The sequence below is a fragment of the Pseudomonas sp. CFBP 13710 genome, from assembly GCF_014842235.1.
In the GTDB taxonomy this organism is placed as follows: domain Bacteria; phylum Pseudomonadota; class Gammaproteobacteria; order Pseudomonadales; family Pseudomonadaceae; genus Aquipseudomonas; species Aquipseudomonas baltica.
Window position 1 is genome coordinate 36,987 of sequence record NZ_JACYVJ010000006.1, and the last position, 14,986, is coordinate 51,972.

Genomic DNA, 14,986 nt, shown 5'->3' on the forward strand with positions numbered 1-14,986 from the left:
GCCGGCCCAGCATTGGTCATAGCCAGCGACTGTTGATGCGCTTCGGCGTGTTGTAGGGAAAGGTAAGCAAGATGGTACAGGTGAGAGCACGCCAGCCGATCAACACCGACGGCAGTATCAATCTCGATGCATGGCTGGATCATATCGTCAGCGTGGATCTGGTGCTGGATCGCGAGGCCCTGAAGCAGGCCTGCGAGTTCGCCCAGGCCGCCGAACTGGTCGGCAACCCGGCCCAGCATTCCTGGGCCGACGGCACGTCGTGTTTCCAGGCGGGGCTGGAGATCGCCGAGATTCTCGCCGACCTCAAGCTCGACCAGGATTCGCTCATGGCCGCGGTCATCTACCGCGCGGTCCGCGAGGGCAAGGCGAGCCTGGAAGAGGTCGGCCGGCGCTTCGGCAGCACCGTGTCCAAGCTCATCGACGGCGTGCTGCGCATGGCGGCCATCAGCGCCAGCCTCAGCCCGCGCCAGTCCATGGTGCTGGGCTCGCAGGTACAGGTCGAGAACCTGCGCAAGATGCTCGTGGCCATGGTCGACGATGTCCGCGTGGCGCTGATCAAGTTGGCCGAGCGTACCTGCGCGATCCGCGCGGTGAAGAGCGCCGACGACGAAAAGCGCAACCGCGTGGCCCGCGAGGTGTTCGACATCTATGCACCGCTGGCGCATCGACTGGGCATCGGCCACATCAAATGGGAACTCGAGGACCTGTCGTTCCGCTACCTGGAGCCCGACCAATACAAACAGATTGCCAAGCTGCTGCACGAACGCCGCCTGGATCGCGAGCGTTTCATCACCGAGGTGATGAGCCAGCTGCACAACGAACTGCTCGACACCGGGGTCAAGGCCGACATCAGCGGGCGGGCAAAACACATCTATTCCATCTGGCGCAAGATGCAGCGCAAGGGCCTGGAGTTCAGCCAGATCTACGACGTGCGCGCGGTTCGCGTGCTGGTTCCGGAAATGCGCGATTGCTATACCGCGCTGGGCATCGTGCACACCCTCTGGCGGCACATCCCCAAGGAGTTCGACGACTACATCGCCAACCCCAAGGAGAACGGCTATCGGTCGCTGCACACTGCGGTGATCGGCCCCGAGGGCAAGGTGCTTGAAGTGCAGATTCGCACCCACGCCATGCACGAAGAGGCGGAGCTGGGTGTTTGCGCGCACTGGCGCTACAAGGGCACCGACGTCAAGTCCGGGTCCAATCAATACGAAGAAAAGATCTCCTGGCTGCGCCAGGTGCTGGAATGGCACGAGGAGCTGGGCGACATCGGTGGCCTCGCCGACCAGTTGCGGGTCGACATCGAGCCCGACCGGGTCTATGTGTTCACCCCCGACGGTCATGCCATCGACCTGCCCAAGGGCGCTACGCCCCTGGACTTCGCCTACCGCGTGCACACCGAGATCGGTCACAACTGCCGCGGCGCCAAGATCAACGGCCGCATCGTCCCGCTCAACTACAGCCTGAACACCGGCGAGCAGGTCGAGATCATCACTAGCAAGCACGGCACGCCCAGCCGTGACTGGCTCAACTCCAACCTTGGCTACGTCACCACGTCCCGCGCACGGGCGAAGATCGTCCACTGGTTCAAGTTGCAGGCCCGCGACCAGAACGTCGCCGCCGGCAAGTCGCTGCTCGAGCGCGAGCTCAGTCGCCTGGGCCTGCCTCAGGTCGACTTCGACCAGCTGGCCGAAAAGGCCAACCACAAGGGCGCCGAGGACATGTTCGCCGCCCTCGGCGCGGGCGACCTGCGCCTGGCGCATCTGGTCAATTCGGCGCAGCAACTGGTCGAGCCCGAACGCGGCAACGAGCCGATGGAGCTGGTCACCCGCAAGGCCACCGGTTACAAGCCTGGCAAGCGCGGCGATATCCAGATCCAGGGCGTCGGCAACCTGATGACGCAGATGGCCGGCTGCTGCCAGCCGCTGCCGGGCGATGCCATCGTCGGCTACATCACCCAGGGCCGCGGCGTGAGCATCCACCGCCAGGACTGCGCATCGGTGCTGCAACTGGGCGGGCGCGAGCCGGAGCGGATCATTCAGGTCAGCTGGGGCCCGGTGCCGGTGCTGACCTATCCGGTCGATATCATCATCCGTGCCTACGACCGTTCGGGCCTGCTGCGCGACGTTTCGCAGATCCTGCTCAACGAGCGGATCAACGTGTTGGCGGTCAATACCCGCTCGAACAAGGAAGACAACACTGCTTTGATGTCGCTGACCATCGAGATCCCCGGCCTCGACGCCCTCGGACGCCTGCTCGGACGCATCTCGCAGTTGCCGAACATCATCGAGACACGCCGTAACCGGACGCCGTGAACCGGCGGATCCCGACACCTTTGCAAAGAGCCCGAGCATGTACACACTGCAAGACCTGCTCAACCTCATGGCCCGGCTGCGTGATCCGCAGCACGGTTGCCCGTGGGATGTGAAGCAAACCTACGCCAGCATCGTGCCGTTCACCCTGGAAGAAGCCTATGAGGTGGCCGACGCCATCGAACGCGAGGACTTCGAGCACCTCCAGGGCGAGCTTGGCGACCTGCTGTTCCAAGTGGTCTATTACAGCCAGCTGGCGCGCGAGGAAGGCCGTTTCGAGTTCGATGGCGTGGTCGATGGCATCACCCGCAAGCTGATTCGCCGCCACCCCCACGTGTTCCCCACCGGCGAGCTCTACGCGGCCCTGGACACGCCGCAGCTGGACGAGCAACAGGTCAAGCAGCGCTGGGAAGAAATCAAAGCCCAGGAGCGTGCCGAGAAGGGTGGGGCGGGCGAGCAGCTGTCGCTGCTCGACGACGTGCCCGCAGCGCTGCCGGCGTTGTCGCGTGCTGCCAAGTTGCAGAAGCGTGCCGCGGTTGTCGGTTTTGACTGGCCGGGACCGCTGCCGGTGCTCGACAAGGTCCGGGAAGAACTCGACGAGGTACTGGAGGCCATGGCCGCCGACGATGCGCCAGCGGTGGCCGAAGAAATCGGCGACCTGTTGTTCAGTGTGGTCAATCTGGCCCGTCACCTCAAGGTCGACCCGGAAAATGCCCTGCGCGGTGCCAACGTCAAGTTCGACAGGCGATTCCGCTTCATCGAGCAGGCATTGCGCGACACCCATACCAACATCCAAGATTGCACCCTGGAAGACATGGACGCCCTGTGGGGCGAGGCCAAACGTCAGGAACAGAATCTGCCCAGCTGTGGCTGAGCCGTTTTATAAGTGAGCAGAACACCATGAGCCTTTCCCTCCGCGACCAATTGTTGAAAGCTGGACTGGTCAACCAGAAGCAGGTCAAGCAAGTCAGCAAGGACAAGCAGAAGCAGAAGCGTCTGGAGAACAAGGGCCAGGTCGAGGTGGACGACACGCAGCAGCGTATCGCCCAGCAAGCCATGGCCGAGAAGGCGCGCCGCGACCAGGAGCTCAATCGCCAGCAGCAGGACAAGGTCGAGGAGAAGGCCCGCGCCGCGCAGGTCAAGCAGTTGATCGAGGCGACCCGGCTGCCCAAGCTCACCACCGAGGACTACTACAACTTCGTCGACGACAAGAAGGTCAAGCGCCTGTCGGTCAACAACCTCATGCGCAGCAAGCTGAGCAACGGTTCGCTGGCGATCGTGCAGCATGGCGGAGGCTATGAGGTGATTCCGCGCGAGGCCGCGCTCAAGGTCCAGGAGCGCGCGCCGCAGCGCATCGTCATGCTCAATGTGGCCACCGAAGAAGTCGAGTCGGCAGAAGATCCATACGCCGCCTACAAGATTCCGGACGACCTGATGTGGTAACGCCCTGAAACGACAAACCCCGCCTGAGCGGGGTTTTTCTTGCGCGGCGAACGGTCAATTCGAAGCGCGTTGGCTTTCGAGTGTTTCCAGTTCGTTCTTGTAGCTGTGGGCATCGTTCTCGTTGTGGAACATCCCTACCAACAGGTCCTGCTGATAGACATCCCAGATCTGGATGCCTGCGGCCACGCCTTCGTGGGACATATGGGCTTCGTCGCGTTCGGTCACTTTTACAGTCATGGGAAAGCTCCTTTCTCGAATATCTGCAACCTGGCGTGTGCAGGTCTTTGTTATAGAGTTGGGTAGCTTGCTAAGTAAACAGACGAATCCTGCAACAGTTTTTTACCGAAACAGCAGTAATCGGCAAACGCCCATGGGGCGGGCGCTGCGGCGGATTGTCGCAGCGGGTTCAGTGCTGTGAAACAAATTTCATCCAACAAAAAACCCATCCGAAGATGGGTTTTTTTTATCGCTGCACGGGATCAGCGCAGGGTAGTGCTCTGTGGCGTGGTGTCGGCATCACGGCCTTCGGCAACGCCCAGGTCGTCTTCCGGACGGCCGTCGACGATGGCGCGGCCACCGGAAGCCAGCTCGGTCTGCAGGACTTTCTCGTCCAGCTCGCCTACCCACTTGGCAACCACCAGCGTGGCAACCGCGTTACCGACCAGGTTGGTCAGTGCGCGTGCTTCGGACATGAAGCGGTCGATACCCAGGATCAGTGCCAGGCCGGCGACCGGCAGTTGGCCAACGGCCGACAGAGTAGCGGCCAGCACGATGAAGCCCGAACCGGTGACACCGGCAGCGCCCTTGGAGGACAGCAGCAGTACCAGCAGCAGGGTGATCTGGTGAGTCAGGTCCATGGTGGTGTCGGTCGCCTGGGCGATGAACACGGCGGCCATGGTCAGGTAGATCGAGGTGCCGTCCAGGTTGAACGAGTAGCCAGTCGGAATGACCAGGCCTACTACCGACTTCTTCGCACCCAGGCGTTCCATCTTGATCAGCATGCGAGGCAGTGCCGATTCCGAGGAAGAAGTGCCGAGAACGATCAGCAGTTCTTCACGGATGTAACGGATCACCTTGACCACGCTGAAGCCGTGGGCGCGGCAGATGGCGCCCAGCACCAGCAGCACGAACAGTACGCAGGTGACGTAGAAGCAGATCATCAGCTGGCCCAGCTGCACCAGCGAACCTACACCGTAGGCGCCGATGGTGAAGGCCATGGCACCGAACGCACCCAGCGGCGCCAGCTTCATGATCATGTTGATGATGTTGAACATGGCGTGGGCGAAGCGATCGATCAGGTCCAGCAACGGCTTGCCGTAGGCACCCAGGCGATGCAGGGCGAAACCGAAGATCACCGAGAACATCAATACCTGAAGGATATCGCCGTTGGCGAAGGCGCCGACGATGGTGTTTGGGATCACGTTGAGGATGAAGCCGACGATGCTCTGGTCAGCGCCTGCCGAAACGTAGCTGGCGATCTTGCTGGCGTCCAGGGTCGATACGTCGACGTGCATGCCGGCACCGGGCTGGACCACGTTGACCACGACCAGGCCGATGATCAGCGCCAGGGTCGAGACGACTTCGAAGTACAGCAGGGCGTAGCCACCGGTCTTGCCGACCGACTTCATGCTCTGCATGCCGGCGATGCCGCTGACCACGGTGCAGAAGATGATGGGGGCGATGACCATCTTGATCAGCTTGATGAAGCCGTCGCCGAAAGGCTTGAGCTTGACCGCGAACTGAGGGTAGAAGTGGCCGATCAGAATACCGATGATGATCGCGACGATCACCTGGAAATACAGCGATTTGTACAGCGGCTGACGAGTCGTCATTTTGCGAGTTCCTCAAGTGTATCGCCTGGCACCCGTTCCGGAGTGTTCGCGACACCTAAAGCACGAACCCTCCTGTCTGGAGGGATTTGTTGTGGGCGAGTTGCACGGTGGCAAACCTCTGCGGAATGTATTGCAGGTGCCGTGCCATAGTTGCGTACTGATGGCACAACACGGGTGGCTGCGGCCTGGGCAGGCGTATGGTTGTCGTCACATAGCTGTACAAGTGGCGGGAATCCGCCCTGTGCGCCTCCCTGCGCCGAAACCGTGGCGGATATCCGCCCACAAAAAAGGCCCCGCAGGGCCCTTGTCGTTACCGCAAGGCAGCCACTCAGCTGCCTTTTACCGATTTGCCGTCCACCGTGCCGTCCTGCAGCATGATGTTGTACTCCTTGCCGTCGGTCTCGACCTGCTGCAGGCGCACCAGCAGGTAGTCCCAATCCTTGGCGAACCAGAGCACGGTGATGCGCTTGCTTTGGGTGGGATCGCGCACGCGCTCGACCTTGATCGCGTCGACCTGGCCTGCCTTGGTCTCGACCTTCTCGGTACCCAGCACGCGGAAGTCGTAGGTGTCGATCTCGTCGCCATCGACCACCTGGTAGCTCATGCTCTTCTTGCCTGCGGCTACGTCGTGCTGCAGAGCCAGCTGATAGGTGGATTTGTCCAGGACACCGGTGTTGAGGGGCAGGTTGATCGGGTCGCCACGGTCGGTACCGGTGACCTTCTTGGCCGCCCAGTCGAAGTCGAGGTTGACCTTGCGGGCCTTGCCCAGCCCGCCACGTTCGAAATTGTAGGTCTCGGGCAGCATGGCTTCCTTGTCGACACGCAGGGTGCTGACTTCGCTCAGGCTGGCAATCATCATCGAGGCCTTGAATGCCAGCGTCCAATCGCCGTTGGCGCCTTTGCTCAGGCTGCGCTCGGCAGTGCCGCTCATGGGCAGCTGTTTCCAGTCGGCCGTGTAGCTGGCGGAAAAGGGCTTGAGCTCTGCGGCGTGAAGCGGAAGGGCCAGCAGGGCAACGGCGAAGAGCAGGGCGCGACGCATATAAACTCCTAGAGTCGAATCAAATGGCCACAAGCCGGTAACGGCTGGCCATCGAGCAGTGCACCCTGTTCGCCCAGGCGCACACGGCCTTCGGCGAACCAGCGCACTGCCAGCGGGTAGATCTGGTGTTCCTGGGCATGCACCCGTTGCGCCAGGGTGTCTGGCGTATCGGTCGACTGTACCGGAATCACTGCCTGTACGACCAGTGGCCCGCCATCGAGTTCCTCGGTGACGAAGTGCACGCTGCAGCCATGCTCCCGGTCCCCGGCCTCGAGCGCGCGACGGTGGGTATGCAGACCCTTGTGACGCGGCAGCAGGGAGGGATGGATGTTGAGCAGACGGCCCTGGTAGTGACGCACGAAAGACGGGCTGAGGATGCGCATGAAGCCGGCGAGGACCACCAGGTGGGGTTGGTACTGGTCGACGAGGTCGATCAGGGCAGCATCGAAGGCTTCGCGGTCGGCGAACCCCTGATGCTCCAGTACGCGTGCCTCGATGCCTGCATCGCGTGCGCGCTGCAGGCCAAGGGCATCGGCCCGGTTGGAAACCACCGCGGCGATGCGGGCGGGGTTGCCTGCCTGCAGGCTGTCGAGCAAGGCCTGCAGGTTGCTGCCGGTGCCCGACAGCAGCACCACGACGTTACAGGTCGAAGGCATCAGTGAGCCTTGAGGTTCTTCAGTTCGACCTGTGCGGCACCTTCAGCGGCCTGGGCGATTCCACCGATGACCCAAGGTTGCTCGCCGGCGGCGCGCAGGGACGCCAGGGTTTTCTCGACATCGGCCTGGGCCACGCAGATGACCATGCCGACGCCGCAGTTCAGCACCCGGTGCATCTCGTGCTCATCGACGTTGCCCTGCTGCTGCAGCCAGTCGAACACCGCAGGACGCTGCCAGCTGGCGACGTCGACCACGGCCTGGGCACCCTTGGGCAGGACCCGCGGGATATTGTCGAGCAGCCCGCCGCCGGTGATGTGCGCCATGGCCTTGACGGCTCCGGTGTCCTTGATCAGTTGCAGCAGGGGTTTGACGTAGATGCGCGTGGGTGCCATCAGCAGGTCGGTCAACGGCTTGCCGTCGAGCTCGACGGTCTCGATGTCGGCACCGGCGACTTCGATGATCTTGCGCACCAGCGAATAACCGTTGGAGTGAGGGCCCGAAGACGGCAGGGCGATCAACGCGTCGCCGTTGGCGACCTTGCTGCCGTCGATGATCTCGGCCTTCTCGACCACACCCACGCAGAAGCCGGCCAGGTCGTAGTCTTCGCCTTCATACATGCCCGGCATCTCGGCCGTCTCGCCGCCTACCAGAGAGCAGCCGGCCAGTTCGCAGCCGGCGCCGATGCCGGTGACCACGGTGGCGGCGGTGTCGACGTTGAGCTTGCCGGTGGCGTAGTAGTCGAGGAAGAACAGCGGCTCGGCGCCACACACCACCAGGTCGTTGACGCACATGGCAACCAGGTCGATGCCGATGCTTTCATGGCGGTTGAGGTTCAGTGCCAGGCGCAGCTTGGTGCCCACACCGTCGGTGCCCGACACCAGCACGGGCTGCTTGTAGCCGGCCGGGATTTCGCACAAGGCACCAAAACCGCCCAGGCCGCCCATGACCTCGGGGCGCGCGGTACGCTTGGCGACGCCTTTGATGCGTTCGACCAATGCTTCACCGGCGTCGATGTCTACACCGGCGTCCTTGTAGCTCACGGAGGGTTTATTGCTCATGATCCAGGCCTTTAAAGGAGGGAGTCGGGGGAGTCGACCGTCGTCGATCCACGAAGGCGCGCGATTTTATCAGGCTTGTCCGAACGTCACCAGCGCGGTTCGACGGTTGTGCCATTGCCGGCTTGCGCCCGCCCGCAGCCAAGGCGCGCGCGGGCATGCTACATTGGGCGCCGAGCTTGACCACTGAGCTTTTTGCCGATTGTACGGTCACAGCCTCAATCCGCTATTACCGTCGGGAAACGTCCATGCGTCTGCGCCACTACCTGCTAGCCACCTGCATCACCCTGTCGAGCGTGCCGCTGCACGCCGAGACCATCAGCAACCTGTATCAGGTGCGCGAGCCCGTGGCCAGCCAGACGCCCGAAGAGCGTACCCAGGCCACCCAGCGTGCGCTGGAAACCCTGGTGCTGCGCCTGACCGGCGACGCCAAGGCGTTTGCCAGCCCAGGCCTGGCCAGCGTGCGCAAGGATCCGCAGCAGATCATCAGCCAGTACGGCTACGATGCAGGCCCGCCCGAGTCACTGCAGGTCGATTTCGACATGGCCAGCACCGACACCGCCTTGCGCTCGGCGGGTCTGCCGACCTGGGGCAGCAATCGGCCTTCGATCCTGGGCTGGTGGTTGAGCGACAGCGTCGAGGGCAGCAGCCTGGTCGGTGACGGCCAATCCGCCGCCGAGCCGCTGCGCCGCGCCGCTCAGCATCGCGGTCTGCCATTGCGCCTGCCCCTGGCCGACCTCGGCGAGCAGGGCGTGGGGACTGCACAGAACCTCGAAGCCAGCGACCCGGCGGCGCTGCGTGGCGCGTCCGAGCGCTACGGTGCCGATGGCCTGCTGGCTGTGCATGCGCGCGAGGAGGAAGGCAAATGGTCGGGCACCTGGCGCCTGTGGCTGGGCAACCAGCGCGAACAGGGCAAGGCCGAGGGCGCCGACCAGGCGGCCCTTGCCGATGCCGTGCTGCTGGCCGTGAGTCAGCGCCTGGCCACGCGTTTCGTGGCCAAGCCCGGCGCCAGCAGCGAAATGACCCTGGCAGTCGAAGGCATGAACCTGGAGCGCTACGCGCAGATGGGTCGCCTGCTCGAATCCTACGGTGCGCGCCTGCGCACGGTGGACGGCGACAAGGTCGTCTACCGCGTGACGGGCAGTGCCGAGCAGTTGCGCGCGCAACTGGGCCTGGCCAAGCTGCAGGAGGTGCCGTACCAGGCGCCCGTGGTGCCGGTGGATGCCCAGGCGGCTCCCGGCGCGCCGGCGCCAGCGCCCCAGCCCGCGCCGGACCTTAGCTTTCGCTGGTAACCCAGCGACGCCAATGCGACGCCGCGCTGGCGTCGCACCCAATTCCCGTTTTGTCTCTTCTATATATAGCTGGGCTGTCCGATGACTGATATGCGCCGTTGGTTCTGGCTGGGAGCAGTGCTGCTGCTCTGCGTGTTTTTCTACCTGCTGCATCCGATTCTCTCGCCTTTTCTGGTAGGTATCCTGCTGGCTTATCTGGCGGATCCGCTGGTCGATCGACTGGAGAAATGGAAGCTGTCGCGCACCTGGGGCGTGGTGGTGGTGTTCGCCCTGTTCACGCTGCTGTTGGTGCTGGCGCTGCTGGTGCTCATCCCCATGCTCGCCAAGCAGTTGGTCAGCCTGTACCAGATGGCCCCGCAGATGCTCGACTGGTTGCAGCATTCGGCGCTGCCATGGGTGCAGACCCGGCTGGGCCTGGCCGAAGGATTCTGGAAATTCGACCAGATCAAGGCCGCTATCAGCAGCCACATGGGACAGACCACCGATGTGGTCGGGGTGATCCTGTCCCAGGCCACGGCGTCCGGTCTCGCGTTCATGGCCTGGCTGGCCAATTTCGTGCTGATCCCCGTAGTCGCCTTCTACCTGTTGCGCGACTGGGACCTGATGATGGCGAAGATCCGCGGTCTGCTGCCACGGCAACGGGAAGGGCAGATCGTGCGCCTCGCGGGTGAGTGCCACGAGGTGCTGGGCGCGTTCGTGCGTGGCCAGCTGCTGGTGATGCTGGCCCTGGGTGTCATCTACGCCACCGGATTGATGCTGGTGGGCCTGCAGTTGGGCCTGTTGATCGGCGTCGTGGCCGGGCTTGCGGCCATCGTGCCGTACATGGGCTTCGTCATCGGCATCGGTTCGGCGATCATCGCCGGCCTGTTCCAGTTCGGCCTGGACCCGTTCCACATGATCGCCATCGTCGCCGTATTCATGATCGGCCAGGCGCTGGAGGGCATGGTGCTCACGCCTTTGCTGGTGGGCGATCGCATAGGTCTGCACCCGGTGGCGGTGATCTTCGCCATTCTCGCCGGCGGCGAGCTGTTCGGTTTCACCGGCGTGCTGCTGGCGCTGCCGGTGGCTGCAGTGATCATGGTCCTGGTGCGGCACATGCACGACCTGTACAAGGACTCGAACATCTACGCCGGCTCCGAGGATCCAGACCTGTGAGCGCGGCGGGCCCTGCGTGCTCGCTGCAGCCAAACTGTAAACCTTTGATTTTCCAAGCAGTGTTGCGCATTGTGCGGCTGCCCGGGCAGGTATAGACTTTGCACACTTCACATTGAGGCCCGTTGCAGCTCGATCCCAGGGCTGTTCAGCCAGCATGAAACCGATTCAGCTGCCCCTAGGTGTGCGTCTGCGGGATGACGCGACCTTCATCAATTACTATCCAGGCGCCAATGCCGCGGCACTCGGCTACGTCGAGCGCCTGTGCGAAGCCGACGCCGGTTGGACCGAAAGCCTCATCTACCTGTGGGGCAAGCACGGGGTAGGGCGCACTCATCTGCTGCACGCAGCCTGCCTGCGTTTCGAGCAACTGGGCGAACCGGCGGTGTACCTGCCGCTGGCCGAACTGCTCGATCGTGGCGTCGGCATCCTCGATGATCTGGCCCAGTACGAGCTGGTGTGCCTGGATGACCTGCATGTGGTGGCCGGCAAGCCGGAGTGGGAAGAAGCTCTGTTCCACCTGTTCAACCGCCTTCGCGACAGTGGCCGCCGGCTGCTGATCGCCGCTTCCCACTCGCCCCGCGAACTGCCGGTGAAGCTTGCCGACCTGAAGTCGCGCCTGACCCTCGCCCTGATCTTCCAGATGCGCCCGCTGTCCGACGAGGACAAACTGCGCGCCCTGCAACTGCGTGCATCGCGTCGCGGCCTGCACCTGACCGACGAGGTCGGCCATTTCATTCTCACCCGTGGCACGCGCAGCATGAGTGCACTGTTCGAGCTGCTCGAGCGCCTCGATCAGGCCTCGCTGCAGGCGCAGCGCAAGCTGACCATCCCTTTCCTCAAGGAAACGCTGGGGTGGTAGAAAAGGCAGGTCGATTCAGCCGCTCTATGACCTGTTTCACCGGTGTTCCAATTGGTTCTAAGTCCGCCTCTGCAGCATGCTTATCTGTATAGACGTCCAGTCATGATGGTGGCATTTTGCGATTATCTTTCGGCCAATGAATTCGGGGATTCGGCGTCATTATCGTGCAACGGGGTGCGAGCGGGGCTGCAAAATGGGGCGTTAGATGTCACCGTAATTCTCCTGAGTCACATTTCGTTCGATTGAATTTGCAAATAATCGCGATACAGGTATAGTCGCCTCTCTTTCACTATTCCTCGTCACGGTCGTGCCCATGCTCAATCGCTTAGCACCCCTCGTGCCCATCGCACTGTTGACCCTTCTGGTCGGTTGCGCGGCGCAAGCGCCGGTCTCCCAGCAGCAGGTCCTGGACCCGGTCACCGCCGTCCAGCCGCATCAATCCCCTTCGAAAGCCTCGCTGCTGTTCGAAGAAGAAATCGCCACCGAAGACGAGCTGGCCCAGTTCGACGGCAGCAAGGGCTACAGCTTGCCGATCCTGGCCGACAGCATCCTTGAGCGTGGCAAATCCCTGATCGGTACCCGCTACCGTTTCGGCGGCACCGACAAGGCTTCCGGTTTCGATTGCAGTGGTTTCATCGGCTATCTGTTCCGCGAAGAGGCGGGCATGAACCTGCCGCGCTCGACTCGCGAGATGATCAACGTCAAGGCCCCACTGGTTGCCCGCAACAAGCTCAAGCCCGGTGACCTGCTGTTCTTCAGCACCAACGGCCGTGGTCGTGTCAGCCATGCCGGCATCTACCTGGGCGATGACCAGTTCATCCACTCCAGCAGCCGCCGCAGCGGTGGCGTTCGCGTAGACAGCCTGGGCGACAGCTACTGGAGCAAGACTTTCATCGAGGCCAAGCGGGCCCTGGCCATGGCGCCCACCACGATGATCTCCAGCAAATAACGGATGCAGCGCAACAAAGCGGCGGTGAGGTGAAAATCTCAGCGCCGTTTGTGTTTTCGGGTAATGAATCTAGTCTATTACGGCAGTCGGCTCAGGATGGTTCGGTACATGTCTACCCAGGCACGCGTTTTCGCTTCAATCGCATTGGCCGCCGTACTTGCCGGCTGTGCCAGTGCGCCTCCGGCCAAGGTAGTCAGGCCCAAGGTCATCAACCCGATCGTCATGAATCCCAACAACGACATGGTCGGCGCCGCCGACGACGTCTTGTTCCGGGCCTTGGGATTGGTGGGCACGCCGTACCGCTGGGGAGGCAATACGCCCGACTCCGGGTTCGACTGCAGCGGCCTGATCAGCTTCGTTTATCGCGATGCCGCCGGCATTGCCCTGCCGCGCTCGACGCGGGAAATGATCGTGATGCGCTCGCCGGATGTCGACCAGTCGCACCTGCAGTCCGGTGATCTGGTGTTCTTTGCCACCAGCGGTGGCTCGCAAGTCAGTCACGCCGGTATCTACGTAGGGGAGGGGCGTTTCGTGCATGCCCCGTCGAGCGGCGGCACGGTCAAGCTCGATTACCTGAACAAGCCCTATTGGCAAAAAGCCTATCTCAACGCCAAGCGGGTGCTGCAACCCGGCCAGCTGGCGCGCAATCCGTGACCCGAACGGGGCGAGTGATCTCGCCCCGGCCTGGCTCGATCACTTGGCGGCAGTGACTCGCCAGATCTTGTTGCCCACATCGTCGGCAACCAGCACACCGCCCTTGTGGTCGGGCAGCACCGCAACCGGGCGGCCCATGGCTTTCTCGTCGCCATTGAGGAAGCCACTGAGCAGGTCGATGGGCTGGCCGCTCGGCTTGCCGTCCACGAACGGCACGAACACCACTTTATAGCCGCTGTGCGGCTTGCGATTCCACGATCCATGCTGGCCGATCAGTGCGCCCGTAGTGAAGGGGGCAGGCAATCCGCTGCCGTCGGCGAAACTCAAGCCCAGCGATGCCGTATGCGGCCCGACTGCATAGTCCGGCGCGATGGCCTTGGCCACCAGTTCGGGATTCTGCGGCTCGACGCGTACGTCTACATGCTGCCCGTAATAGCTATAGGGCCAGCCGTAGAAACCGCCATCCTTGACCGAGGTGATGTAATCCGGCACCAAGTCGCTGCCGATCTCGTCGCGCTCGTTGACCGCCGTCCACAACTTGCCGGTCTTGGGTTCCCAGGCCATGCCGTTGGGGTTGCGCAGGCCGGAGGCGAAAATCCGGTGCTGGCCCGTGGCAGCATCCACTTCCCAGATTGCTGCGCGGCCTTGTTCCTGATCCATGCCGTTCTCGCCCACGTTGCTGTTGGAGCCAACGGTGACGTACAGCTTCTTGCCATCTGGGCTGGCGATGACGTTCTTGGTCCAGTGGTGGTTGAGCGTGCCGCCCGGCAGGTCCACGACTTTCTTGCCCGCGCCGCTGATCGAGGTGGCGCCATCGGTGTATTTGAAGCGCAGCAGCTTGTCGGTGTCCGCCACATAGAAATCGTTGCCGACCAGGGTCATGCCGAACGGCGAATTGAGGTTGGCGATGAAGACGGTACGGGTTTCGGCCACGCCATCACCGTCCTTGTCGCGCAGCAGCGAAATCCGGTTGGCGCTGGGCACGCCAGCGCCCGCCCGGCTCATCACCTTCTCCATGACGAAGCCGCGAATGCCCTTGCTGTCGTCGGGCTTGGCCGGCGAGTTGGTTTCCGCCACCAGCACGTCACCGTTGGGCAGCACGTAAAGCCAGCGCGGGTGGTCCAGGTCTGCGGCGAATGCGGCCACCTGGGTGCCGGGCGCCGCCGTTGGCTTGCCACCTTCGGGCCAGCCCACCGCCGGCGCGATGTTGACGGTAGGGATCAGCGTCTTGTTGGGCTCGGGCAGCTTGGGCGAGGGGCCCGTCCCGTCGCTGACCTGCAATGACGATGTTTCGCCACAGGCGGCAAGGCCGGCAGCCAGCAGAATCAATGTAGCGAGGCGGGTCTTGTGCATGGTCGGGCTCTCTGAGGTTTTGTTCACAGAAGGTAGAGGCACTGGCGGTTGGCAAGGTTCAACCGCGTTGCCGGTCAGCGGCAGCAGGGGATCAGGTGCTGCGGATCAATTGACGCTCCTGGCTCAACCCTCTAACCTGCGCGGCTGTTCCAGGTGCTCGGCGATCGGACGATCCAGACGAGTGAAACAGGGAAGCCGGTGCGCAGCGTTCGACGCGCCATCCCGGCGCTGCCCCCGCAACGGTAGACGAGTCAAGGCTGCACACGATGCCACTGAAGTGATTCGGGAAGGCGTGCGGCCTGGGTGTGTACAGCCCCGCTCGTGAGCCCGGAGACCGGCCTGGTCCACCTTTACGGCACGCTGCAGGGCCGGCGCTCATTCTCGGGC

At 63.0% G+C, this 14,986-nt stretch carries 14 protein-coding genes and 1 riboswitch; of the genes, 8 read left to right on the forward strand and 6 right to left on the reverse strand.

Going from position 1 to position 14,986, the window contains the following annotated elements; translation table 11 throughout:
• Nucleotides 1–71 precede the first annotated feature (71 nt).
• Genes relA through IFT44_RS14630 form a run of 3 tightly spaced genes read left to right on the forward strand, consistent with a single transcriptional unit; the run spans nucleotide 72 to nucleotide 3,755 of the window.
• Nucleotides 72–2,315: a GTP diphosphokinase gene (gene relA, locus IFT44_RS14620; RefSeq protein WP_122478932.1), complete on the forward strand. Its 2,244-nt coding sequence runs from the start codon at nucleotides 72–74 to the stop codon at nucleotides 2,313–2,315.
• A 37-nt stretch (nucleotides 2,316–2,352) separates the two neighbouring features.
• Nucleotides 2,353–3,186, forward strand: a complete 834-nt coding sequence (gene mazG, locus IFT44_RS14625; RefSeq protein WP_122478930.1) for a nucleoside triphosphate pyrophosphohydrolase — start codon at nucleotides 2,353–2,355, stop codon at nucleotides 3,184–3,186.
• 26 nt (nucleotides 3,187–3,212) lie between these two features.
• Nucleotides 3,213–3,755 (forward strand): DUF2058 domain-containing protein, encoded by a 543-nt coding sequence (locus IFT44_RS14630; RefSeq protein ID WP_122797447.1) that lies wholly within the window; start codon nucleotides 3,213–3,215, stop codon nucleotides 3,753–3,755.
• 54 nt (nucleotides 3,756–3,809) lie between these two features.
• On the opposite strand, the gene IFT44_RS14635 is transcribed toward IFT44_RS14630, so the two are convergent.
• The 5 genes from IFT44_RS14635 to purM all read right to left on the reverse strand — a co-directional run bounded on the left by IFT44_RS14635 (nucleotide 3,810) and on the right by purM (nucleotide 8,340).
• Entirely contained in the window at nucleotides 3,810–3,992 is a 183-nt protein-coding gene (locus IFT44_RS14635; protein ID WP_122478927.1) for a hypothetical protein, read from the reverse strand.
• Nucleotides 3,993–4,234: 242 nt separating this feature from the next.
• A complete protein-coding gene (locus tag IFT44_RS14640; RefSeq protein WP_122478926.1) occupies nucleotides 4,235–5,587 on the reverse strand; it encodes a dicarboxylate/amino acid:cation symporter in 1,353 nt (450 codons plus the stop codon).
• Between the two features lie 328 nt (nucleotides 5,588–5,915).
• The gene (locus tag IFT44_RS14645; protein WP_122478924.1) at nucleotides 5,916–6,626 is read right to left on the reverse strand and encodes a DUF3108 domain-containing protein; all 711 of its coding nucleotides are present in this window, start codon (nucleotides 6,624–6,626) and stop codon (nucleotides 5,916–5,918) included.
• 8 nt (nucleotides 6,627–6,634) lie between these two features.
• Nucleotides 6,635–7,282, reverse strand: coding sequence for a phosphoribosylglycinamide formyltransferase (gene purN / locus IFT44_RS14650; protein ID WP_122713029.1), 648 nt, complete (start codon nucleotides 7,280–7,282; stop codon nucleotides 6,635–6,637).
• Entirely contained in the window at nucleotides 7,282–8,340 is a 1,059-nt protein-coding gene (gene purM / locus IFT44_RS14655) for a phosphoribosylformylglycinamidine cyclo-ligase (RefSeq protein WP_192176120.1), read from the reverse strand. The genes purN and purM overlap by 1 nt, the downstream gene beginning before the upstream one ends.
• Before the next feature lie 245 nt (nucleotides 8,341–8,585).
• On the opposite strand from purM, the gene IFT44_RS14660 reads away from it, so the two are divergent.
• From IFT44_RS14660 to IFT44_RS14680, 5 genes are all read left to right on the forward strand, one after another.
• Entirely contained in the window at nucleotides 8,586–9,629 is a 1,044-nt protein-coding gene (locus IFT44_RS14660) for a DUF2066 domain-containing protein (RefSeq protein ID WP_192176121.1), read from the forward strand.
• Between the two features lie 81 nt (nucleotides 9,630–9,710).
• Complete coding sequence (locus IFT44_RS14665; protein ID WP_122478916.1) at nucleotides 9,711–10,784, forward strand: AI-2E family transporter; 1,074 nt, start codon at nucleotides 9,711–9,713, stop codon at nucleotides 10,782–10,784.
• A gap of 154 nt (nucleotides 10,785–10,938) precedes the next feature.
• Nucleotides 10,939–11,643 carry a DnaA regulatory inactivator Hda gene (gene hda, locus IFT44_RS14670; RefSeq protein WP_122478914.1) on the forward strand — a complete coding sequence of 235 codons (705 nt, stop codon included), beginning with the start codon at nucleotides 10,939–10,941 and terminating at the stop codon, nucleotides 11,641–11,643.
• A 313-nt stretch (nucleotides 11,644–11,956) separates the two neighbouring features.
• Complete coding sequence (locus IFT44_RS14675; RefSeq protein WP_122478913.1) at nucleotides 11,957–12,592, forward strand: C40 family peptidase; 636 nt, start codon at nucleotides 11,957–11,959, stop codon at nucleotides 12,590–12,592.
• Nucleotides 12,593–12,700: 108 nt separating this feature from the next.
• Nucleotides 12,701–13,246, forward strand: a complete 546-nt coding sequence (locus IFT44_RS14680; RefSeq protein ID WP_122478911.1) for a C40 family peptidase — start codon at nucleotides 12,701–12,703, stop codon at nucleotides 13,244–13,246.
• Nucleotides 13,247–13,285: 39 nt separating this feature from the next.
• On the opposite strand, the gene IFT44_RS14685 is transcribed toward IFT44_RS14680, so the two are convergent.
• The gene (locus IFT44_RS14685) at nucleotides 13,286–14,599 is read right to left on the reverse strand and encodes a PQQ-dependent sugar dehydrogenase (protein ID WP_192057434.1); all 1,314 of its coding nucleotides are present in this window, start codon (nucleotides 14,597–14,599) and stop codon (nucleotides 13,286–13,288) included.
• 134 nt (nucleotides 14,600–14,733) lie between these two features.
• Nucleotides 14,734–14,956: riboswitch (cobalamin riboswitch) on the forward strand.
• Nucleotides 14,957–14,986: the final 30 nt, after the last annotated feature.